At 70.6% G+C, this 21,033-nt stretch carries 19 protein-coding genes; 10 read left to right on the forward strand and 9 right to left on the reverse strand.

Features of this window, described 5'->3' with window-relative positions:
• Window positions 1-126: 126 nt before the first annotated feature.
• Both ACQEWB_RS01500 and ACQEWB_RS01505 read right to left on the reverse strand, forming a co-directional pair.
• Window positions 127-1,872: an esterase gene (locus tag ACQEWB_RS01500; protein WP_432826161.1), complete on the reverse strand. Its 1,746-nt coding sequence runs from the start codon at window positions 1,870-1,872 to the stop codon at window positions 127-129.
• Between the two features lie 127 nt (window positions 1,873-1,999).
• Complete coding sequence (locus ACQEWB_RS01505; protein WP_432826163.1) at window positions 2,000-2,707, reverse strand: TetR/AcrR family transcriptional regulator; 708 nt, start codon at window positions 2,705-2,707, stop codon at window positions 2,000-2,002.
• Window positions 2,708-2,810: 103 nt separating this feature from the next.
• Between ACQEWB_RS01505 and ACQEWB_RS01510 the strand changes: the two genes are divergently transcribed.
• Both ACQEWB_RS01510 and ACQEWB_RS01515 read left to right on the forward strand, forming a co-directional pair.
• Window positions 2,811-4,025 carry a saccharopine dehydrogenase family protein gene (locus tag ACQEWB_RS01510; protein ID WP_432826165.1) on the forward strand — a complete coding sequence of 405 codons (1,215 nt, stop codon included), beginning with the start codon at window positions 2,811-2,813 and terminating at the stop codon, window positions 4,023-4,025.
• Between the two features lie 109 nt (window positions 4,026-4,134).
• Window positions 4,135-4,389 (forward strand): WhiB family transcriptional regulator, encoded by a 255-nt coding sequence (locus ACQEWB_RS01515; RefSeq protein ID WP_432826167.1) that lies wholly within the window; start codon window positions 4,135-4,137, stop codon window positions 4,387-4,389.
• Between the two features lie 11 nt (window positions 4,390-4,400).
• On the opposite strand, the gene ACQEWB_RS01520 is transcribed toward ACQEWB_RS01515, so the two are convergent.
• The 4 genes from ACQEWB_RS01520 to ACQEWB_RS01535 are packed head-to-tail and all read right to left on the reverse strand — an operon-like array spanning window position 4,401 to window position 9,178.
• Entirely contained in the window at window positions 4,401-6,224 is a 1,824-nt protein-coding gene (locus ACQEWB_RS01520; protein ID WP_432826169.1) for a HAMP domain-containing sensor histidine kinase, read from the reverse strand.
• Window positions 6,221-6,928, reverse strand: coding sequence for a response regulator transcription factor (locus tag ACQEWB_RS01525; RefSeq protein ID WP_432826171.1), 708 nt, complete (start codon window positions 6,926-6,928; stop codon window positions 6,221-6,223). Before ACQEWB_RS01525 ends, ACQEWB_RS01520 begins: the two co-directional genes overlap by 4 nt.
• 18 nt (window positions 6,929-6,946) lie before the next feature.
• On the reverse strand, window positions 6,947-7,705 hold the full coding sequence (locus tag ACQEWB_RS01530) for a L,D-transpeptidase family protein (RefSeq protein WP_432843595.1): 759 nt from the start codon (window positions 7,703-7,705) through the stop codon (window positions 6,947-6,949).
• Window positions 7,706-7,753: 48 nt separating this feature from the next.
• On the reverse strand, window positions 7,754-9,178 hold the full coding sequence (locus tag ACQEWB_RS01535; RefSeq protein ID WP_432826173.1) for a M1 family metallopeptidase: 1,425 nt from the start codon (window positions 9,176-9,178) through the stop codon (window positions 7,754-7,756).
• A 156-nt stretch (window positions 9,179-9,334) separates the two neighbouring features.
• On the opposite strand from ACQEWB_RS01535, the gene ACQEWB_RS01540 reads away from it, so the two are divergent.
• Window positions 9,335-9,685 (forward strand): DUF488 domain-containing protein, encoded by a 351-nt coding sequence (locus ACQEWB_RS01540; RefSeq protein ID WP_432826175.1) that lies wholly within the window; start codon window positions 9,335-9,337, stop codon window positions 9,683-9,685.
• Window position 9,686: 1 nt separating this feature from the next.
• Here the strand turns inward: ACQEWB_RS01540 and ACQEWB_RS01545 are convergent, their stop codons facing one another.
• Window positions 9,687-11,357 (reverse strand): FAD-binding dehydrogenase, encoded by a 1,671-nt coding sequence (locus ACQEWB_RS01545; protein ID WP_432826177.1) that lies wholly within the window; start codon window positions 11,355-11,357, stop codon window positions 9,687-9,689.
• Window positions 11,358-11,370: 13 nt separating this feature from the next.
• Window positions 11,371-12,012, reverse strand: a complete 642-nt coding sequence (locus ACQEWB_RS01550; protein WP_432826179.1) for a TetR/AcrR family transcriptional regulator — start codon at window positions 12,010-12,012, stop codon at window positions 11,371-11,373.
• 109 nt (window positions 12,013-12,121) lie between these two features.
• Between ACQEWB_RS01550 and ACQEWB_RS01555 the strand changes: the two genes are divergently transcribed.
• From ACQEWB_RS01555 to ACQEWB_RS01575, 5 genes are all read left to right on the forward strand, one after another.
• Window positions 12,122-12,748, forward strand: a complete 627-nt coding sequence (locus tag ACQEWB_RS01555) for an alpha-ketoglutarate-dependent dioxygenase AlkB (protein WP_432826181.1) — start codon at window positions 12,122-12,124, stop codon at window positions 12,746-12,748.
• Between the two features lie 109 nt (window positions 12,749-12,857).
• On the forward strand, window positions 12,858-14,009 hold the full coding sequence (locus tag ACQEWB_RS01560) for an acyltransferase family protein (protein ID WP_432826183.1): 1,152 nt from the start codon (window positions 12,858-12,860) through the stop codon (window positions 14,007-14,009).
• A gap of 92 nt (window positions 14,010-14,101) precedes the next feature.
• Window positions 14,102-14,878 (forward strand): MBL fold metallo-hydrolase, encoded by a 777-nt coding sequence (locus tag ACQEWB_RS01565; protein ID WP_432826185.1) that lies wholly within the window; start codon window positions 14,102-14,104, stop codon window positions 14,876-14,878.
• A gap of 293 nt (window positions 14,879-15,171) precedes the next feature.
• On the forward strand, window positions 15,172-16,629 hold the full coding sequence (locus ACQEWB_RS01570) for a hypothetical protein (protein WP_432826187.1): 1,458 nt from the start codon (window positions 15,172-15,174) through the stop codon (window positions 16,627-16,629).
• Between the two features lie 35 nt (window positions 16,630-16,664).
• The gene (locus ACQEWB_RS01575; RefSeq protein WP_432826189.1) at window positions 16,665-18,404 is read left to right on the forward strand and encodes a tannase/feruloyl esterase family alpha/beta hydrolase; all 1,740 of its coding nucleotides are present in this window, start codon (window positions 16,665-16,667) and stop codon (window positions 18,402-18,404) included.
• A gap of 13 nt (window positions 18,405-18,417) precedes the next feature.
• On the opposite strand, the gene ACQEWB_RS01580 is transcribed toward ACQEWB_RS01575, so the two are convergent.
• Window positions 18,418-19,209, reverse strand: a complete 792-nt coding sequence (locus ACQEWB_RS01580) for a DUF1932 domain-containing protein (RefSeq protein ID WP_432826191.1) — start codon at window positions 19,207-19,209, stop codon at window positions 18,418-18,420.
• Between the two features lie 103 nt (window positions 19,210-19,312).
• Between ACQEWB_RS01580 and ACQEWB_RS01585 the strand changes: the two genes are divergently transcribed.
• Together ACQEWB_RS01585 and ACQEWB_RS01590 are read left to right on the forward strand one after the other, a co-directional pair.
• The gene (locus ACQEWB_RS01585; protein WP_432826193.1) at window positions 19,313-20,002 is read left to right on the forward strand and encodes a GntR family transcriptional regulator; all 690 of its coding nucleotides are present in this window, start codon (window positions 19,313-19,315) and stop codon (window positions 20,000-20,002) included.
• A gap of 85 nt (window positions 20,003-20,087) precedes the next feature.
• Window positions 20,088-21,032, forward strand: coding sequence for a DUF6282 family protein (locus ACQEWB_RS01590; RefSeq protein WP_432826195.1), 945 nt, complete (start codon window positions 20,088-20,090; stop codon window positions 21,030-21,032).
• Window position 21,033: the final 1 nt, after the last annotated feature.

Here is a 21,033-nt window from a genome sequence, read left to right on the forward strand (position 1 = left end):
GCCACTTCCGACACTTCCCCCACCCGCGCCGGAACGCCGGCCTCCAGGGCGTTCGGCATCCCGTACGTCATGGCGGAAGTCCCCGGCGCCCGGCCGGGTTTCGGCGGTCGGGCGCCCGGGCGGTCGTCACTTCTTGGTGACGGACGCCACCCAGCTGATGAAGTTCGTCGTCGCGTCGCCGGTGCGCTCGGCCATGGTGTGGGCCTGGGCCCACACGGTCGCGAAGTCGACGTCGCGGATACCGTAGTTCTCCAGGGCCAACCGGAGGTTGATCTCCGTCGTGTTGCCCGTGTCGCCCTGCATGATGCCGGTGCGGATGCGCCAGTGACGGGCCACCTGCGACCGGCGGTAGCCGGCGAAGGCGGGCGAGAGGAAGTACAGCGGGTTGTACGCGTCGGCCCGCCAGCCCATGTCCTTGCCGACGCTGTCCTTCTGCGCGAAGTCGCTGTCGTACGCCGCGGAGCCGTAGGCGGTGTTCCAGTCGGAGTACGTGGCGTACGTCGCCTCGTTCGCCTTGATGACGTCACGCGTGAGCGGCGCGAAGTGCGACGGCGCATTGAGACCCATCGCGAAGACGCTGTTCTCGCCCTGCCCCCGTGAGTACCCGTCGAACGCGCCGACCGGCTTGTTCGCGTTCTTCTGGCTGTTGACGAAGCCCTCGAGGCCGGACACCGTGGCGGTGTTGGTCGCCGAGTCGTAAGTGACCCACGTGCTCGCGGAGTTGAGGTAGGCGATGTAGTCGTCGACCGTCTCGTACGTGGTCGACGTCCCCGTCTGGCCCGATCCGGGCGGCCCGCCCTGCGTGGTGATGGTGTACGGGAAGGTGTTGTCGGCGAGGAAGTTGTTCAGCGAGGTGGTGATCACCTTGATCAGGTGGTCGTAGTAACTGCCCGCCAGGTAGACGCCGCTGTCGGACTCGGTCAACGCCAGACGCCGGCCGTGCTCGTCGCGCAGGCCGAGGCGGTTGAGGTACTTGGGCCAGGCCTTCGCGAGGTCCGTGGAGTAGGCGCTGGTCCACGTCCCGGAGGCGCGCGTGCTCGTCGAGGCGAACTGGCCCATGTTCCACTCGTAGGACAGGTTGGCCTCTTGCAGGTTGGTGATGGGGCACCAGGCCATCACGGCGTTGACCGCGTCGCTGAGGGGACGTCCGTGGGCGTCCTCCATCGCCGCGCCGATCGAGCGCAGGTACGGGAAGTACAGGGGGCTGTCGCCGGACGTGCCCGCCACGGTGTCCTGGGCGCCGCCGCCGCTCATGCCGAACAGGACGATGTCGTCCGTGCTGCCGGGCAGGACGCTCCGGTTGTACCGGAGGAAGCGGACCGCGGCCTTGAGGTCGGTCACGCCCCAGGGAGCCGCGTCGGACCGGGTGCTGGTCGAGCTGTCCCGGCCGCGCAGGCCCGGCCACACGTAGATGTGCCCGGCCTCGAGGTACTGCGACACGCTCGTGTAGCTGTAGGACGTGGCCGGTGACTGGTGGGCGTAGCCGGGGGTGTTGACCGGGATCACGATCGGCGCCGTGCGTCCCGAGTAGTCGCCGACGGTGCCCTTCGGGTCGGCCTTCGCGGTGTACGTGGTCCCGTCGCTGTTCGCGGTGGCCGTCAGATAGGCACCGGGCACGTATATCGACAGGTTCTCGTAGTCCGTCGCGGCCGGGTTCGCGACGTACACCTTCCCGATCTGGTAGTACACGTCGTTGGTCGCGTCGTACGACCAGGCGGTGGGATCGAACTCCAGCGAGTACGCCGACGACGTGTCCGACGAACTGCTCGACGACGAGGTGCCGGCGAAGGCGGTGCCTGCCGTGCCCTCGGCGATTCCGAACGCGGCCAGGGCCGCGGCGCTCCGGATGACAGTTCTGCGGTTGATCTCCACCTGTAGGCCTCCTTACACAGCGGGTTGCGTCGAGCCCAGACTGTAGGCAAGGAGCCCCAGGATTGTTAACAATTTCGATGAAAATTATGTTAGAAGGATCACTGGTGGGTTCGGCACCCACTCACTTTCAGCCGCCCAGCGCCCGCAGCCGCGCCTCCGCGCTGTCCAGCAGCATCTCCAGTGCCGTCGGGTAGGCGCTGTCGACCATGCGGGCCGCCAGCAGGGGTGCAGCCTCGGCGATGCGCGGGTGGGTGGTGCGGGGCAGGCGGGCGTACGTCGAGCGCCACATGGCCTCGTCGGCGTGCAGGGCGGCGCTCGGCAGGGTCAGGGAGGCGGCGTCGAGGGCGGCGAAGGCCAGCGTCTGGTCGATGAAGGCGTGGTAGACGCGGACCGTGTCCGGGAGGGGGAAGCCGGCCGTGCGCAGGACGTCCAACACGGCCTCGTCGGCGGCGAGTTCGTTCGCCCGGCCGGTGACGCGGCTCGTGGTCAGTACCGCGGCCTGGGGGTGGGCGACGTAGGCGGCGTGGATGCGCAGTCCGACGGCGCGCAGGTCGGCCCGCCACTCCCCCGTCGGCCGCCAGCCGTCCAGGGCCTGGCCGATCAGCGCGTCGCCGATGGCGAGGGTGAGGTCGTCCATGCCGCGGAAGTAGCGGTAAAGGGTGCTGGGGTCGGCGTCCAGGGCGAGGCCGAGGCGGCGGGCGGTGAGGCCCGCGCTGCCGTGCTCGCGCAGCATCCGCAGCGCCGTCTCGACGATCAGCGTCTCGGACAGCACGGTGCCGCTCTTGGTGGGCCGGCGTCTGCGCCGCTTCTCCTCGGGCACGACCGCTTTGGGCACGGCGGGCCTCCTTATGCCAACGCCATTGACCTTACGTGAACCGGCGGCGTTGTATCTGCGGCGGGGCCCCTCGTCATCCATCCTGAGGACAGGGAGATCTGTCATGCGTGTACTGCTCGTGGGAGCCGGCGGTGTGGGCACCGCCATCACCCGGATCGCGGCCCGGCGCCCGTTCTTCGAGGCGATGGTGGTGGCCGACTACGACCCGGCGCGCGCCGAGGCCGCGGTCGCGGCGGTCGACGACGGCCGTTTCCTGGCCGAGCGCGTCGACGCGAGCGACGAGAGCGCGGTGGCGGAGCTGCTGCGCCGGCACGGCTGCGACGTCCTGCTCAACGCGACCGACCCGCGCTTCGTGCTGCCCCTGTTCCGGGCAGCCCGCGCAGCCGGCGCCAACTACCTCGACATGGCGATGTCCCTCTCCCACCCGCACGCCGAGCGCCCCTACGAGGAGTGCGGCGTCAAGCTCGGCGACGACCAGTTCGCGCAGGCCGAGGAGTGGGAGAAGGCGGGCGCGCTGGCCCTCGTCGGCATGGGTGTCGAGCCCGGGCTGTCGGACGTCTTCGCCCGCTACGCCGCCGACGAGCTCTTCGACGAGATCGAGGAGATCGGCGTCCGCGACGGCGCGAACCTCACCGTCGACGGCTACGACTTCGCCCCCTCCTTCAGCATCTGGACGACGATCGAGGAGTGCCTCAACCCGCCCGTGGTCTACGAGGCCGACCGCGGCTGGTTCACCACGGAGCCGTTCAGCGAGCCGGAGATCTTCGACTTCCCCGAGGGCATCGGCCCGGTGGAGTGTGTGAACGTGGAGCACGAGGAGGTGCTGCTGGTGCCGCGCTGGGTGGACGCGCGCCGGGTCACCTTCAAGTACGGCCTGGGCCGGGAGTTCATCGACACCCTCAAGACGCTGCACCTGCTCGGCCTGGACCGCACCGAGCCGGTCACGGTGCCGAGCGCCGGCGGAGCGGTCGCGGTCTCGCCCCGGGACGTCGTCGCGGCCTGTCTCCCCGACCCGGCGACGCTGGGCGACCGGATGCACGGCAAGACCTGCGCGGGCACCTGGGTGCGCGGCACCAAGGACGGCGAGCCGCGCGAGGTGTACCTCTACCACGTGGTCGACAACCAGTGGTCGATGGCCGAGTACGGCAGCCAGGCGGTGGTCTGGCAGACCGCGCTGAACCCGGTCGTCGCCCTCGAACTCCTCGCCACCGGCGCCTGGTCGGGCTCGGGCGTCCTCGGCCCGGAGGCGCTTCCGGCCCGCCCGTTCCTGGACCTGCTCACCGAGTACGGCTCCCCGTGGGGCCTGCGCGAGCAGTGATCCGTACCACTCCCAGGACTCCGTTGTTTCACTCGCGCATCGACAGGTGACCCGGAAGCGAGTAAGCCATTCGCGAGGGCACATACGATTTCGATCGCAGGTGACTTTGATGGACGACTGGCGGGACGCGGCCGCGTGCCGGTTCGAGGACCCCGACCTCTTCTTTCCGATCGGCACCTCCGGCCCGGCACTGTTGCAGATGGAGCAGGCCAAGGCGGTGTGCGGCCGTTGCCTTGTGCGCGAACGCTGTCTGCGCTGGGCACTGGAGACCGGCGAGTGCCTGGGCGTGTGGGGCGGCACCAACGAGAACGAACGGCGCCTGCTGCAACGGCGACGACGGGCGGCACAGGCCCGTAACGGATAGGCCTGTCCGGCTCACCCCTCCGGCAGCGGGGCTCCCGGCAGCCGCAGCGTGAACACCGCGCCGGCGCCGGGTTCGCTCGCCGCCGTGACCGTGCCGCCGTGCGCGGCGACCAGGTGGCGGACGATGGGCAGCCCGAGCCCGCTGCCGCCGGTGCGCCGGCTGCGGGACTTCTCCGCCCGCCAGAACCGGTCGAAGACGTGCGGCAGGTCCTCGGCGGCGATGCCGCCCCCGGTGTCGGCGACGGTGAAGACGATCTCCTCCCCGTCGCGCCGGGCGGCGAGGGTGACGGTGCCGTCGGGCGGGGTGTGCCGCAGGGCGTTGGAGACGAGGTTGCCGAGGGCCTGCCGCATGCGGACCGGGTCGGCGTCGAGCCAGCACTCCTCGTCGGTCTCGGTGCGCACGTCGACTCCGGCCGCGGCGGCGGCGACGCGGTGGGCGGCGGCGACCTGGGCGAGGAGTTCGTCGGCGCGGACGGGCTCGCGGTGCACGCGCAGGGTGCCCGCGTCGGCGGCCGCGAGGTCCTGGAGGTCGTCGATGATGCGCTGCAGGACGAGGGCTTCTTCGTGCAGGGAGCCGAGCAGCGCGGGGTCCGGGTCGACCACTCCGTCGCGGGTGACCTCCAGCCAGCCGCGGATGTTGGTGAGCGGGCTGCGCAGTTCGTGCGCGATGTCGCTGACCATGGCCTTGCGCTGCTCCTCCAGGCGTTCGCGGCGCTCGGTCAGGTCGTTGAAGGCCTCGGCCAGGATGCCGGTCTCGTCGCGGGTGGTCACCGGCACCCGGACGTGCAGTTCCGGCGGCTGCTGGGCGGCCGCGGTCAGCGCGCGCAGGGGTCGTACGAGCCGGGTGGCGACGACTGCCGTGACGGCGACGGTGACGGCGAGCACGAGGCCGACCACGCCGACGATCTTCGCCTTGTTGGCCGGGGACATGTCGAACCGGGGCGGGGTGGTGTCGCCGCCGCCGAGGTAAAGGTCGGCCGCGGGGGCGACGTACGGGGCGAGTTGGGTGCGCAGTGCCTGCTCGGTGCAGTTCTGCACCGTCTTCAGGGACGGCGTGTCGCGCGCGCTGTCGTACTTGGCGATGACGTACCGGTTCAGCGGGTTCTTGTTGGTCGGGTTGAGGTAGAGGTACAGCGGTATCTCCCGGCCCGAGCTGTCCTTCCCCAGGCAGGCGCGGGCGATGACGGTCAGTGCGCTCAGTGCCTTCTGCTCGGTGGGGACGGGCTTGCTGAACCCGTAGCCGCACTCCTCGGTCAGCAGGGTGGAGGCGTCGCTGCCGTCCGAGTCGAGCAGGAGCGGACGCCCGCTCGGGCTGTGTTCGATCTTCGTGTCGATGCCGTGCTGGGCGTAGCAGTTGCGCATGTTCTTGCCGTACGCGTCCAGCTCGCCGCGCTCCCCGGCCGTGAGCCGGTACGGGCCCACGGCACGCGGGTCGACGCCGGTCAGCTGGGCGCCGGGCTGCGTGTACGTGTCGGTGCGCAGCGGGTCGACGGTGGCGGCTGCGCCGAGGGGCAGGGAGGTGCCCTTGGCGGCGGAGTCGGCGATCAGGGTGCGGTCGGTGGTGGTCAGCGCTATGCGCCGGCCGGTCCGCTCGGCCAGATCGCTCACGACGGACTGGACGCCCTTCCACTGGGGGTGGGTGGCGGCGTACCCGCTGAGCTCGGCCAGGATCTTCATGTCGTCGGCGAGGTCCTGGCCCTGTTCCTCCCGCAGGGCGCGGGTGGTGATCTCCACGGCGAGCCAGGTCGTCGCGGCCACGGAGCAGACGGCGATGAGCGCGGAGGTGATCAGCAGCCGTACCAGCAGCCGCTTGCGCAGGGGGATGCGGCGCTTCACCCGCGGCCGCCGCTGAGCTTGTAACCGACCCCGAACACGGTCAGCAGCCGGACAGGCTTGCGCGGGTCGGCCTCGATCTTCTTGCGCAGGTTCATGATGTGCACGTCGACGGCCCGCTCGGTGGACGCCCGGTCGAAGCCGCGGGTGCACTGGAGCAACTGGCGCCGGGTGAAGACCCGTTCTGGCTCCCCCGTCATGGCCAGCAGGATCTGGAACTCGGCCGGCGTGCACTCGATCGGTTCCTCGTCGCAGCGCACCTCGTACCGCTCCGGATCGACGGCGAGACCCGCCGCCCGTACGACGGGGTTCTCCGGTACGGCGGTCTTCCGCCCGCTGCGCCGAAGAACCGTGCGTATCCGGGCCATCAGCTCGCGCGGGCTGTACGGCTTGGTCATGTAGTCGTCGGCGCCCAGCTCCAGGCCGAGCAGGAGGTCGTCCTCCTCGGAGCGGGCGGTCAGCATCAGCACCGGTATGTCGGCATGGGCGGGGTCCCCGCCGCGCAGCACCCGGCACACCCCGAACCCGTCGACGACGGGCAGCATCAGGTCGAGGACGACCAGGTCGGGTCTGAGCCGGCGGGCGGCGTCCAGCGCGGCCGCGCCGTCATGGACGACGGTGGCCGTGTGACCCTCCGCCAGCAGGGAGCGGCGTATGAGTTCGGCCTGCATCTCGTCGTCCTCTGCGACCAGTACATGTGCGCACACCCGGCGGATCCTAAGCGGTCAGCGGGCCAGGGACGCGGCGTCGCCCATGACGACGACCGGATGCAGGTCCGGATCCAGCGCCCGGAGCAGCTCCTTCATGTGGTTCTTGGCGATGCTGACGCAACCGTGGGTGGGGCCGCCGTGGTCGACGTGGATCCATATGCCGCCGCCGCGGCCCGACCCGAGCGGGCGGGTCCAGTCCAGGGGTGAGGTGCCGGGCTTGCGGTTGTAGTTGATGGCGACCACGTAGTCGAAGGAGCCTTCGAGCGGCTCGCCCTCGAATCCGGTGCCGGGCGAGACGAAGCCGCCGTCCTGGTGGTACGGCAGCCTGGTCCCGGGGTCGGCCAGCAGACCGCCGGCGTCGGTGAGGCCGTACACACCGACGGGCGAGTGCAGGTCACCCGCCATGTGGTTGTCCGACCAGCCCCTGAGGGCGTTGTGCGCGGGCCAGGCCTCGCCCGCCTGCCAGCCGGTCGTGGTCCGCGTGTGGAGGACGACCGTGGACTTCGGGGAGTTGCCGCCCCGTCCGGTGACGAGGACGGCCTGCCGGGCGTCGGTGGGGACCTCGGCGAGGGTCTTCGGTCCCAGGCCGGGCAGTTGCACCCGGGCGGCCTCCGCGGACATCTCGGGCTTGGACGTCTGGAGGGGACTGACGTCGGGGGTGCTGGGTTCCGCGGTGGCGCCTTCGGCCGGACGGCCCGAGGAGGCCACGGCCCCGCCGCCGCATCCCGTGAGGAGCAGGGACGCGGCGAGCAGGACGGTGCGGCGACTATTCATGATCACGGGATCGACTGTGACCGAGACATGTGAGGAACTCGTCAGGTTTCAGGCTTTGTTCGGCTTACCGGGTGCGTAGAGCCAGGTGTTGAACAGGGAGTGAAGGCTCTTGCCCGACTCGCACTCGGCGAGCCGTTCGAACTGCGCGGTGGTGCCGTTCCCGTTCCGGTGCCCGCCGGCCCAGGCCCGCAGGATGCGGAAGAAGGTCCGGTCGCCGACGGCCTTTCGGAGTTCGTGCAGGGCCATCGCGCCGCGGGCGTAGACGGGCGTGCCGAAGATGTTCGCTCCGCTGCCGGGGTCGCCCGGCGGGAACGCCCACAGGTCGTTGCTCGCGGGGAGGGCGTAGAGCGCGTCGAAGGTCTTCTGCGCGCTGTCGCCGCCGTGCTGCTCGCTGTAGAGCCACTCGGCGTAGGTCGCGAAGCCCTCGTTGAGCCAGATGTCCTTCCAGGTGGTGAGGGAGACGGAGTCGCCGAACCACTGGTGGGCGTTCTCGTGCACGAGGGTGCTCAGGTCGGGCGCGCGGTCGTAGAGCGGCCGGGACTGGGTTTCCAGCGCGTATCCGACGCTCTCGGCCTTGTCGACGATCGACCCGGCGGCGCGGAACGGGTAAGGCCCGAAGACCTTGCTCTCCCACTCCAGAACCGACGGCAGCTTCTTCAGCACCGGCGCGGCGGCGGAGGCCTCGCGCGGGTCGACGGCGTTGTAGACGCGCAGGCCGTCGCGGGTGGTGTACTGCTCGACCTGGAACTTCCCGACGGTCGCCGTGGCGAGGTAGGCGGCCATGGGCTCCACCTGCCGCCAGTGGAAGGTCGTGTACCCGTGGGCGGTGCGCTGTCCGACCAGCACGCCGTTGGAGACGGCGGTGCGGTCCTTGGGCACGCTGATCGTGATGTCGTACGAGGACTTGTCCTTGGGGTGGTTGTTCGCCGGGAACCAGGTCATGGCGCCCTGCGGCTCCCCCGCGACGAAGGCGCCGTCGTCGGTGGGGATCCACCCGTCGGCCGAACCGTCGGGGTCGGTGACCTGCTTGGGGGTGCCCTTGTAGACGACCTTGACCTGGAACTCCTGGCCCGGGTGCAGCGACCGTTTCGGGGTTACGACGAGTTCCTGGCCGTCGCGGCGGTAATCGGCCTTGGCGTGGTCGACGGTCAGGCCGGTGATCTCCAGCCCGTTGAAGTCGAGATCGAAGCGGGTCAGCCGCTGGGTCGCGCGGGCGGTGAGTACGGCGGTGCCGTCGAGGTGGCGGCTGCCGGTGTCGTAACGGAGCGTCAGGCCGTAGTGGTCGACGTGGTAGCCGCCGTTCCCGGCGAGCGGGAAGTACGGGTCGCCGACGCCGGCCGTGCCGACGGTGCCGGCCGACGCGGGTCCGGCCGCGGCGAGCAGGGCCGCCACGGCGACGGGGACGGTCGCGACGAGGGCCTCACGGCGGAGGACCGTTGCGGGTCTGACGGACTTTCGGCGGGATTGCCTCACATGTCCTCCTGGACGGATAACGGGTGATCAATCGACCCAAGGCTAGGTGCCCTCGCGGTCCGGGCTCCTCCTCATTCAGGTCAAGTCACCCAGCGTCATCCGGTTGCCGCGCACTACGCTCGGCAGCATCCGCCACGCCGTCAGAAGGGCCCGACCGTGAGTGTTCGCGTGCGCCGCGTCTATGAACCGCCCGAGCCGGACGACGGTGTGCGTGTCCTGGTCGACCGGCTGTGGCCGCGCGGCGTCTCCAAGGACGCGGCGCGGGTCGACGAGTGGCCCAAGGGCCTGACTCCGTCGAACGAGCTGCGCAAGTGGTACCACGCGAGCGAGGGGTCGTACGAGGAGTTCAGCAGCCGTTACGAGGCGGAGCTGGCCGCTCCGGAGGCCGCCGAACTCCTCGATCATGTGCGGGAGTTGGTACGCGAGGGGCCCGTCACGCTGCTGACCTCGGCGAAGGACCCCGAGCGGAGCCACACCTCGGTGCTGGTGCGGCTCCTGAGGGACTGACTCAGGCCGTCTGCTTGGCCGCCGCCCGTCCGGCCGCCCGGCCCGAGAAGAGGCAGCCGCCGAGGAAGGTGCCCTCCAGGGCGTTGTAGCCGTGGACGCCGCCGCCGCCGAAGCCGGCCACCTCGCCGGCCGCGTACAGGCCCTCGATCGGCGTGCCGTCGGTGCCGATGGCCCGGGAGTCGAGGTCGGTCTGGATGCCGCCGAGGGTCTTGCGGGTCAGGACGTGCAGCTTGACGCCGATGAGGGGTCCGGCGCCCGGGTCGAGGATGCGGTGCGGGGTGGCGACGCGGCCGAGGCGGTCGCCGATGTAGCGGCGGGCGTTGCGGATGCCCTGGACCTGGGAGTCCTTGCTGTACGGGTTGGCCATCTGGAGGTCGCGGGCCTCGATCTGGCGGCGCAGGTCGGCCGCGTCGAGCAGCGGCTTGTCGGTCAACTCGTTCATCTTGGTGACGAGTTGCTCCAGCGTCGGCGCGGTCACGAAGTCGGCGCCCTTGCGCAGGAAGGCGTCGACCGGGCCCGGGGCGCCCTTGCCGAGGCGGTTCTTCAGCACCGCGGCCTTGTCCTTGGCGGTGATGTCGGGGTTCTGCTCGGACCCGGAGAGCGCGAACTCCTTCTCGATGATCTTCTGGGTGAGGATGAACCAGGAGTGGTCGTACTCGGCGATGTCCGCGGTGGTGCGCAGGTGCTTGAGGGTGCCCAGGGTGTCGTAACCCGGCAGGCACGGGTCGGGCAGGCGGCGGCCGAGGGCGTCGAACCAGAGCGAGGACGGGCCGGGCAGGATGCGGATGCCGTGGCCGGGCCAGATCGGGTCCCAGTTCTGCAGGCCCTCGGTGTAGTGCCACATGCGGTCGCGGTTGACCAGGCGGACGCCCGCCTCGGCGCTGATGTCGAGCATGCGGCCGTCGACGTACGCGGGCACGCCGGTGACCATCTCGGCGGGCGGGGTGCCCATCCGCTCGGGCCAGTAGCGGCGGACGATGTCGTGGTTGGCGCCGATGCCGCCGGTGGTGACGACGACGGCCTGGGCGGTGAGCTCGAAGTCGCCGACGCGGTCGCGGTTGGAGGCGACGCCGCGGGCCGAGTCGTCCGGGGCGAGGACCGTGCCGCGCACACCGCGGGCGGTGCCGTCCTCGACGACGAGCTCGTCGACCTGGTGGCGGTGGTAGAAGGTCAGCAGCCCTTCGCGGGCGGCCCGCTTGGCTGAGTCGACGAAGGGTTCGACGACGCCGGTGCCGGTACCCCAGGTGACGTGGAAGCGGGGTACGGAGTTGCCGTGGCCGTCGGCGCGCAGGTCCCCGCGCTCGGCCCAGCCGACCGTGGGCAGGAACTTGATGCCATGGCTCTCCAGCCAGGACCGCTTCTCCCCCGCCGCCCACTCGACGTAGGCGCGCGCCCAGCGCACCGCCCAGGAGTCCTCGTCGTCGGCCCGGTCGAACTGGGCGCTGCCCTGCCAGTCGTTCCAGGCCAGGTCGATGGAGTCCTTGATGCCGAGGCGGCGCTGCTCCGGCGAGTCGACGAGGAAGAGCCCGCCGAAGGACCAGAAGGCCTGGCCGCCGAGGTTGGCACCGTTCTCCTGGTCGACGAGGGCGACCCGCCTGCCCCGGCTGGTGAGTTCGTGCGCGGCGACCAGGCCCGCGAGGCCCGCTCCGACGACGATGACGTCCGCATCCATGGCGACCGTTCCTTTACTGGTGGGGGTCTCGTTGGGGGGTGCCGCTGCCGTCGGTCAGCAGCGCGGTGAGCAGTTGTTTCAGCCAGACCCGGGCGCCGTCCACGTCCTTGTCCAGCAGCAGTTGGACGGTGACTCCGTCGTAGGCGGCGACCACGGCGTGGGCCGCGCCCTCGGCGTCACCGAGTACAGCAGGGGGTTCGGTGAAGCCACGCGCGCGTGCGAGGCGGTCGGCGATGGCCTGCCGCAGCCGCGCCCGGTGCTCCAGGAGGGTCTGGGCGACGTCGGGATCGCGGGCGGCGTGCACCAGGAAGTCCGTCTTGACCAGGAGCCAGTCCCGGTCGAGGAGGAGCACCTCGGTGACACGGTCGACGGCGGCCGGTACGTCGAGGTCGGGGCCGTCGAGGGCGAGGGCGCCAGCCACCTGCTCGGCGATCAGGTCGGCGCGCTGGCGGTAGAGGGCGAAGAACAGCTCGTCCAGGCTGTCGAAGTTGGAGTAGAAGGCGCCCCGGCTGTAGCCGGCGGCCTCGCAGACCTCCTCGATCGAGACGCGTCCGAACCCTTTGGCGGCGAACACGGCGAAGGCCGCGTCGAGGAGGTTGGCACGCGTGCGCACCCGGCGCCTGGTCACGCGCCGCACCGTCTCCTCCGCCACCATGTCCGACCCTCCGTTCGATACGGGAATGTATCCGATACATCGATGTATCGAAAGCCGCTGACACAAATTGAGTGGGAACATATTTTCGAATAAGGGGTACGCTGGACACATGAGCACGCACCTCCAGGGCTCCCTCTTCGACCAGACCGACCAGCTCCGCCTCGGCCCCCTCGACGGGATACGCCGGACGCGGCTCGGCCTCGGCGCCTGGATCGACGTGCTGCCCGGATGGCTCGGCGGCTCGGACGCCCTGTTCGAACAGCTCGCCACGGAGGTCCCGTGGCGCGCGGAGCGCCGCAAGATGTACGACCAGGTCGTGGACGTACCGCGGTTGCTGGCGTTCTACGACGTGGACGACGTCCTGCCGCACCCGCTCCTCGACGAGGCGCGTGCCGCGCTGACCGCGCGCTACGCCGAGGAGCTGGGCGAACCGTTCACCACGGCGGGGCTCTGCTACTACCGCAACGGCCGGGACAGTGTGGCCTGGCACGGGGACCGGATCGGGCGAGGTGCGCGGGAGGACACGATGGTCGCCATCCTGTCCGTCGGGGCACCGCGGGACCTGCTGTTGCGTCCGGTGCGCGGCGGCGAGTCGGTGCGCCGGCCGCTCGGGCACGGGGACCTGATCGTGATGGGCGGTTCCTGTCAGCGGACGTGGGAGCACTGCGTACCCAAGAGCACGCGGGCCGCGGGGCCGCGGATCAGCATCCAGTTCCGGCCGAACGGCGTGCGCTGAGGCGGAGAGGCGGCCGCTTCCGGCGTACGCGGGGGCGGCCTCCGGCGGACGGTGCCGGAGGCCGCCCTTCCTCTGGGCGGAAACCGGTCCTGCTCCCACACTGGGCCGCATGACCGCGGAGACCGAACGCGCAGCGCCCGTCCGCCGTTTCGAACTCGACGTACTGCGTGCCCTGGTCGTGGTCGGTCTGGTCTTCTTCCACGCGGCCCTGGTGTTCGACCCGGACGACGACTTCTACGTCAAGAACGCCGGTACGACACCTGTCATCACCGTGTTCGCCGGGTTCGGCGTGGTGTGGGCGATGCCGATGCTGTTCCTGGTCGCGGGTCTCGGCGCCCGGCACTCGCTGCGCCGCCGCGGCCCGCGCGGTTTCGCCCGCGAACGCCTGCTGCGCCTCGGCGTACCTCTCGTCTTCGCGACGGTCCTGCTCTGCCCCCTCCCCCAGTGGCTGCGGCTGCGCGCCGCCGACCCCGGCTACCACGAGTCGTACCGGCACTTCTGGCCGCGTTTCCTCACGGTCCATCTCGACCTGGGCGACTTCCCGTTCGTCCTGGACGGCAGGTACTTCGAGACCGGCCATCTCTGGTTCGTCGTGCTGCTCCTCGCCTTCTGCCTGCTGCTCGCCCCGGTCGCCGTTCCCCTCGCGGCGAGCGCGGAACGCGTCGCGCGGGCGGTGGAACGGCGGCCCGCGCTGCTCCTCCTGTTCGTGCTGCCGCTCGCCGTGGTCAACGCGCTGCTGGGCCTGGAGGAGGACTTCGCGGGCTGGAACCGCTGGGCCTATCTGCTGTTCTTCCTCTTCGGGTACGCCCTCGCCGACGACGAACGTGTGCGGGCCGCCCTGCGTCGAATCGCCGTTCCGGTGGGGGTGGCCGGGCTGGTCCTGTTCGGGGCGACGGCGCCGGGTTTCATGGCGGAGGACGATCCGTTCACCGCGTGGACCCCACTCGCGGTGGTCACCCGGGTGCTGTTCTCGGCGGCGGGCTGGTGCTGGGTGACGGCGATCCTCGGGCTGCTGGACCGGCAGCCGCGGACGCGGCCCGGCCCCGTCCTGGGATATCTCACGATCGCCGCGCTTCCGCTGTACGTCCTGCACCAGCCGGTCGTCGTCGCCTTCGCCTACGGGGTGGTGGGCTGGAACGCTCCGATCCTGGTCAAGTACGCGGCGATCGTGGCCGCTTCGCTCGCGGTGATCCTCGTCGTGTACGAGTACGGGGTGCGGCGGACGCGGGTGACGCGGTTCCTGTTCGGGATGCGTCCCTGAACAGGAATTTGGCGCGGACCCGATGCTTCCGGTCCGGCCGGGCTCTGCTTTGCTGATGCTGTCGGACAGGAACTCTGGACTCGGGGTCGGTCATGCGGGCAGACGTGCGGCAAGTCGCCGACGGCATTCATCTGGTGCACGGCAGCAACACCAACTGGGTGATCCTCAGCGAGGGGGACGAACTCACCCTGATCGACACCGGTTACCCCGGGGACCGGCAGCAGGTCCTCGACTCGCTGGCCGCGGTGGGCGGCTCGCCGGAGGCCGTGGCGGCGGTGCTGATCACCCACGCCCACAACGACCACCTGGGCTCGGCCGAGTTCCTGCGCTGCACCTACGACACGCCCGTCTACCTGCACGAGGCCGAAGTGCCGCACGCCCGGCGGGAGTTCCTGCACCAGGTGACCATCGGGCAGGTGGCGGCGAACAGCTGGCGGCCTGGGGTGCTGCCCTGGGCGGTGCACGCGCTGCGTTCCGGCGGCACGGCCAAGGTCCCGGTCGGCTCCCCCGAGACCTTCCCGGCGCCGGGCCCGCTGGACCTGCCCGGCCGGCCGGTGCCCGTGCACACGCCGGGCCACACCGACGGGCACGTGGCCTTCCACCTCCCGGACGCCGGGGTGGTGATCTCGGGCGACGCCCTGGTCACCGGCCACCCGACCTCCCGCCTCCAGGGACCGCAGCTGCTGCCCGACATGTTCCACCACGAACGCGCCCGGGCCATCACCTCCCTGGACGTCCTGGCCGACCTGGCCGGCGACCTGCTGCTGCCCGGGCACGGTGGCGAGCACCGCGGATCGGTACGGGAGGCGGCACAGCGCGCACGGGAACTGGTACGGAGTCCTTCTTCCGGACCGGCCCGGCGTTCCTGAGCCGACACCGCCCTCTCAGGGTGCGGGGAATGGTTCCCATCCGGGATACCCATGGCTCTGCGGCGGACGGTGCACCGGAGGCCTGTCCGCTCCCGCGAGCACGGCTCTGAACTGCGGTCTCGACCGCAGTCGCAGAGCGTTCCGGCGCGCCCACCGACCCGAGTCGACCGCACCCGCCCCCGAATTCACAGGCACCACCGCCTTCTACGGCTCCCCGGCCGCTGCTTCACTCCCTGCCACACCCGATCGATCAACCGCCCCATGAACAGCCATGGGGTGCAAGGGAGTTGCGCATGCCGGAATTCAACACCCGTGCCACCGAACCGTTCCCGAGAGAGCCCGGGGTGGCGATGCGTTCACGCGTGCGCGCCCTGCTCGCCGTCCTCGTCGTCGAGGACGGCGCCGTACTCACCGCGCCGGACGGACACCTCCTCTCCCTGACCGTGAACGGGGTCGAGACCGGCTCCGTGCTGGACGGAACCTACGGCACGACGACGCTGATCGCGGCGGGCACCTACCGCGGCGACATCGTCCTCACCCCCGCCCTGGAACACACGGAGACCTTCGCGGGCGCCACCTTCCACCGCGGCCGGCTCACCCACGCCTGGGCCAGGGACGTCTCCCTGTCGTCCACCGGCGAGGCGTTCAACGGCTGCTATGCCGCCGAGGGCGCCTCGTACACCCTGACGCGGCCACGGATCACCTTCGACGGCAACGGGCGCTGCGACTTCACCACTTACGGCGCCAACGTGATCGTCAAGAACTCCCGCATCCGCACCCGCGAGGGCCGACTGCCCGACGACGTCCTCGGCGAGAACACCTCGGCCACGATCACCGGCGACTCCGGCTACGGCACCTACGCGGACGGCGGCAGCCAGACGGACCTCTTCCTCGGCACCCACTTCGACGTGGCGACGTTCGCGGCCATCTCCACCGGCGGTTCCGTCACCTTCGCCGACAGCACGCGCGAGGCCGTGGTCGCACTCGACAGTGAGCTCGATCTGGGGCTGACTGCACGGGAGTCGGACGCGATCGGGCCGAGGGCGTCGATCGTCGAGTCCCGTGGGTGCGGCGTCATGTGGCACAGCGGTGACGGCGGATCGGTGGACATCGGCGGCGGTACCCGGTTCAGCACCGCCGGGACCATGTTCCTCGACAAGGCCAAGCAGGTCACCGTCACCGTGGACGGCTCGCAGGGCGCCCGGCTGCACACCGGCAACGGCGTCCTCGTCCAGGTCATGGAGACGGACGATCCCGGCTCCCCCGACGGCGTCTGCACCGAGCCCACCGGCGACCCGGACAAGGACGACACCTTCGACCCGACCACCGTGCACACCACGGACGCCACCGCCTCCTTCACCGACATCGAGCTGAAGGGCGACTTCTACAACGCGATGCGCACCGGCAAGAACCTCGTGCTCTCCTTCGCGCGCACCCGCCCCGCGGGCGTCGTCTCCGCGTCCGCGTCCCGGCACGCCGTCTCGTCCATCTCCGCGGCGAACCACGAGCAGATCAACCACCTCACCAACACGACGCGGCCCGCGATCGACAACGGCGTGATCGTGACGCTGGGCGCGGGGTCGGCATGGACGGTCACCGGTAAGTCGTATCTGACGAGGCTGGTCGTCGACACGGACGCGACGGTGCAGGCGCCGCCCGGCCGGACCCTGAGCCCGTCCGTCGACGGCGCCGTGACCACGCTCGCGCCCGGGAGCACGTATTCCGGCGCGCTCACCCTCACCGTCGCATAGCCGCGTTTCCGACCTCCCCCACCTGGAGACCACCCGTGCATCCCCTCCTGCAACGCCTGCGGCCCCGGCGGCTCGCCGGAGCCCTGGCGGCCACCGTCCTCCTCGTCGTCGGCACGGCGTTCGTGCCGGGCGACGGTTCCACCGCCCAGGCGACCGCCGTGACCGCGAGCAGCACCATCTCCCCCGCGCTGAGCTGCTCCGAAGTCGCCCAGCTCGACCTGAACGGCATCACCGGCGCCCCCACCCAGATCGGCTCGGCGACGGTCCTGTCCGCCGACGACAATCCGCTCGGCGACTGGGAAGCCTGCTCGATCACCGGACTCATCGCCCCGCAGATCCAGTTCGTGCTGCGGCTGCCGACCAGCACCTGGCAGGGCAACTACCTCCAGGTGGGCTGCGGCGGCAACTGCGGTGTGGTGGCCAGTGGTTCCGCCCCCGCGTCCACCGGCTGCACCTCCTATACGAGCGGCGGCTTCGCCGTGGGCGGCACCGACCAGGGCCACTTCGGCACCAGCATGTCCTCCGGCCTGTTCGGCACGGACCCGACCCTGAAGGTCGACTTCGGCTACAAGTCCGAGCACCAACTCGCGGTCGTGGCAAAGGAGATCATCAAGCGTTTCTACGGCGAGTCCGCCGGCCACTCCTATTACGACGGCTGCTCACAGGGCGGCCACGAGGCGCTCACCGAGGCCCAGCGCTATCCGACCGACTTCGACGGCATCATCGCCGGCGCGCCGGCCAACAACTGGACCGCGCACACCTTCCAGCACGCCTGGAACGCGCAGGCCGTCTTCGCCGACGGCACCAACGCCACGCTCGTCACCAGCGACCTCGAGCCACTCCACGAAGCGGTTCTCGAAGGCTGCGACGCCGGCTCGGACGGCATCATCGAGGACCCGCTCGCCTGCACCTGGGACCCGGGCAGCATCCAGTGCGCCGACGGCCAGACCTCGACCGCCGACGCGTTCTGTCTGACGTCCGAACAGGTGACCACGGTACGGAAGTTGTACTCGGGCCCACGCAACAGCGACGGCAAGCTGCTCTACCCCGGCTGGCAGCTGCGCGGCAACGAACTCAACTGGGCCGGTGTGATCGTCCCGACCACCACGACCGGCTCCACCTCGAACAAGACCAACGTCAACGAACGGGTCCGGTATCTGCTCTACCCCGACGCCCACCCCGAACTGTCCTACAAGGACGTCAAGTTCACCACGGCCGCGTACAAGCAGCTCATGCGGCTCAACGAAGGCACCATGGACGCGACCGACCCCGACCTGTCGGCGTTCAAGGCGGCCGGCGGCAAGCTGATCGTCTGGCAGGGGCTCGCGGACCCGAACATCTCCTCCGTGGCGGCGATGGCGTACTACAAGGCGGTCCAAAAGGCGATGGGCGGCGCGTCGAAGACCTCGGACTTCGCCCGACTGTTCCTGCTGCCGGGAGTCGCCCACTGCGGCGGCGGCCAGGGGCCGGACAGCATCGACGCGCTGTCGGCGATCGTGGACTGGGTCACGGCGGACAAGGCGCCCGACAGTCTGCTCAGCCAGGACATCGACAGCAGCGGCACGGCCACCGCCTCCCGGCCCGTCTACCCGTTCCCGTACGTCGCGGTGAACACCACCGGCGGCTCGGACGACGACGCCTCCAGCTACACGGCCCGACTGTCCACCGCCGAGCAGCACTTGGCCGTCGACTACCTCGGTTCCTTCCGCTCCGGCTACGAGACGGTCAGCGGCTGGGAGAACGGGAAGTGGGTGACCCGCCAGGGCAAGAACTGAACCCGCCGGTCCCTCACTTCGGCGGACCGGAGAGCCGACGCAGCACGTCCCTGCTGGCCGTGGAGACCAGCGGGGGTACGTCGAGATCGTCGAGCATGTCGGCGGCTGCCTGCATCTCGACGATCCGGCGTGCCGCGTGCCGATGACTGCCGTCGACCATCCGGTCCACGGTCGCTCCGCCCGCCCTCGTCAGCTCCTCGGCGATGACCTCGCGCAGCCAGTCCTCGCAGCCCGCGGCCCGGGCCGCGTCGAGGGCCTCGACCACGGCGGCCGCCAGGCCCTTGTAGAACACGCTGCGCAGCAGCTTGCGCTCGGCGGCCAGCCCGGCCGGACCGTCGAGCACCTCGACGTGCGCCCCGAGGGGGCCGAGCAGCGCTGCGTAGCGCTCGGCCCCCGGTCCGGAGACCAGCATCGGCGTGCGCAGTCCCCTGCCGGGCACGGTCGCCATCAAGGACACGTCGGCGAAGCCGATGCCGGCGCCCGCGGCGATCTCCCCGAGCCGCCTCTTCAGCGCGGGCGAGGCGGTGTTGAGGTCGGCCCAGAGGCAGTCGGGGGACGTTCCGGCGAGGCCCGCCCGCAGGGCGTCCACCGCGTCCGAGGCGCTGTTGACGCTCAGTACGAGGTCGCAGCCCAGCACCGCCTCCGCGTCGCCGCCGGTGTCCACCACGCCCGGCGGGGCCTGCACTTTCGGGTCGAAGCCCCGTACGTGCGCGCCCGCGGCGGCCAGGTCGCCCGCGATGGCGCCGCCTGCCTCCCCGAGACCGAGTACGGCGACACGCAGCCCCTCGGTGGCAACGGATTCCATGGGTACTGCTCCTCGTCGTCCTGTGCAGCGGGGGCGCCACATCTCCCGGAAATTGGTAACAATATTGTCGCCATTCAGGTAGTTCACAGGAAGAGGGGGTCCCGTGTCGGGTGCACACAAAGTCCCGTCCCCGCCCGGCCCGGTCGTCGAGGCCATCCGCGCGGCGATCGTGAGCGGGGACTACGTACCGGATCAACGGCTCGTGGAGACGGACCTGTCGGAGCGGTTCGCGGCCAGCCGCGGGGCCGTCCGCTCGGCGCTGCTCCAACTCGGCAACGAAGGGCTGGTCGAGCGGATCCCTCATCGGGGTGCCCGGGTCCGCGCGGTGTCCCTGGCCGAGGCGATCGAGATCCTCGAGGTCCGGATGGCGGTCGAGGGGCTCTGTGCGGCCAAGGCCGCGGAGCGGGTGACCGAGGCCGAGATCGCCGAACTGCGCGAGATCCGCGAGGGGATGGGTGCCGCGGTCGAGACCGGTGCGGTGATGACGTACTCGCAGCTCAACAACCGGCTGCACCGCCGCATGCTGGAGATGAGCGGGCAGCGCACGGCCGGTGGCGTGATCGAGCGACTGCGCGGCCAGGCCGTCCGCCACCAGTTCCGGCTCGCCATGCAACCGGGGCGGCCCTCCGTCTCGCTGCCCGAGCATCTCGCGATCATCGACGCCATCTGCAGCCGCGACCCGGTGGCCGCCGAACGGGCCACCCGGCAGCACCTCGACAGCGTGATCCAGGCACTCCGCGGTACGGCCCTGCCGGGCACCGGCACGCCCGCGGCGAGCCCCGGAACGCCGTAGCGGAACACTTTCTGCGCAACCCATTGACGCCATGGCGGTGATTGTTAACAATCCGGTTCACTAAATTGGCGACAGGGAGTTCGGAATGACCGATCGACCAGCCACACATCCGACACCTTCGGACCGCGCCCGCGGACTCGTCGCGGGGGCCTACGACATCCATGTGCACATCGCACCCGACCTGATGAAGCGTCGCATCGACGACCTGACACTCGCGGACCGCTTCGGTGCGGTCGGCCTGTCGGGGTTCGTGCTCAAGTCGCACTACGTGCCCACCGCGGAACGGGCCGAGGTGGTCCGAACCGCCGTACCCGGCTTCGGCGCGGTCGGCGCGATCACCCTCAACGCCTCGGTGGGCGGCATGAATCCGATCGCCGTGGAGATCGCCGGCCGCGGCGGCGCGCAGTTCGTCTGGCTGCCGACCGTGGACAGCGCCAACGAGCGGGCCTGTACGGCCGACACCCCCGAGGGCGCCACACCGCCCATGTGGATGCAGTTACAGGAGGAGCTGCGGGCCGCGGGCATGACGGCCGACCCGGTGGACGTGCTCGCGCCGAACGGTGCGGTACTGGAAGCAACCCGGCAGGTGCTCCGGGTGATCGCCGCCCACGACATGACCCTCGCCACCGGCCATCTCAGCTCCGACGAGATCGCCGCCGTCGTGGACACGGCCGCCGAGGAGGGCGTACGGCGGATGGTGATCACCCATCCGGAGTTCACCTCCCAGCGGGTCGGCGTGGAACGCCAGCGGCAACTCGCCGCCAAGGGAGCCCTGTTGGAGAGGTGCTTCACCACGCCGTACACCGGCAAGGTCTCCTGGGACCTGTGGCTGGAGAACATCCGGGCGGTCGGCCCGGAGTACTCCGTGCTCTCCAGCGACCTGGGACAGCCCTTCAACCCTCCGGTGGAGGACGGCCTGGCGCTGCTGGCCGACCGGCTGCTGGCCGCGGGCTTCAGCGAGCACGAGATACGGACCATGGCCGTGGACAACACCGTCTGGCTGGCCGGGGCGACGAAGGAACGGCGCTGAC

This window comes from Streptomyces sp. CA-249302, assembly GCF_050936785.1.
GTDB lineage: Bacteria > Actinomycetota > Actinomycetes > Streptomycetales > Streptomycetaceae > Streptomyces.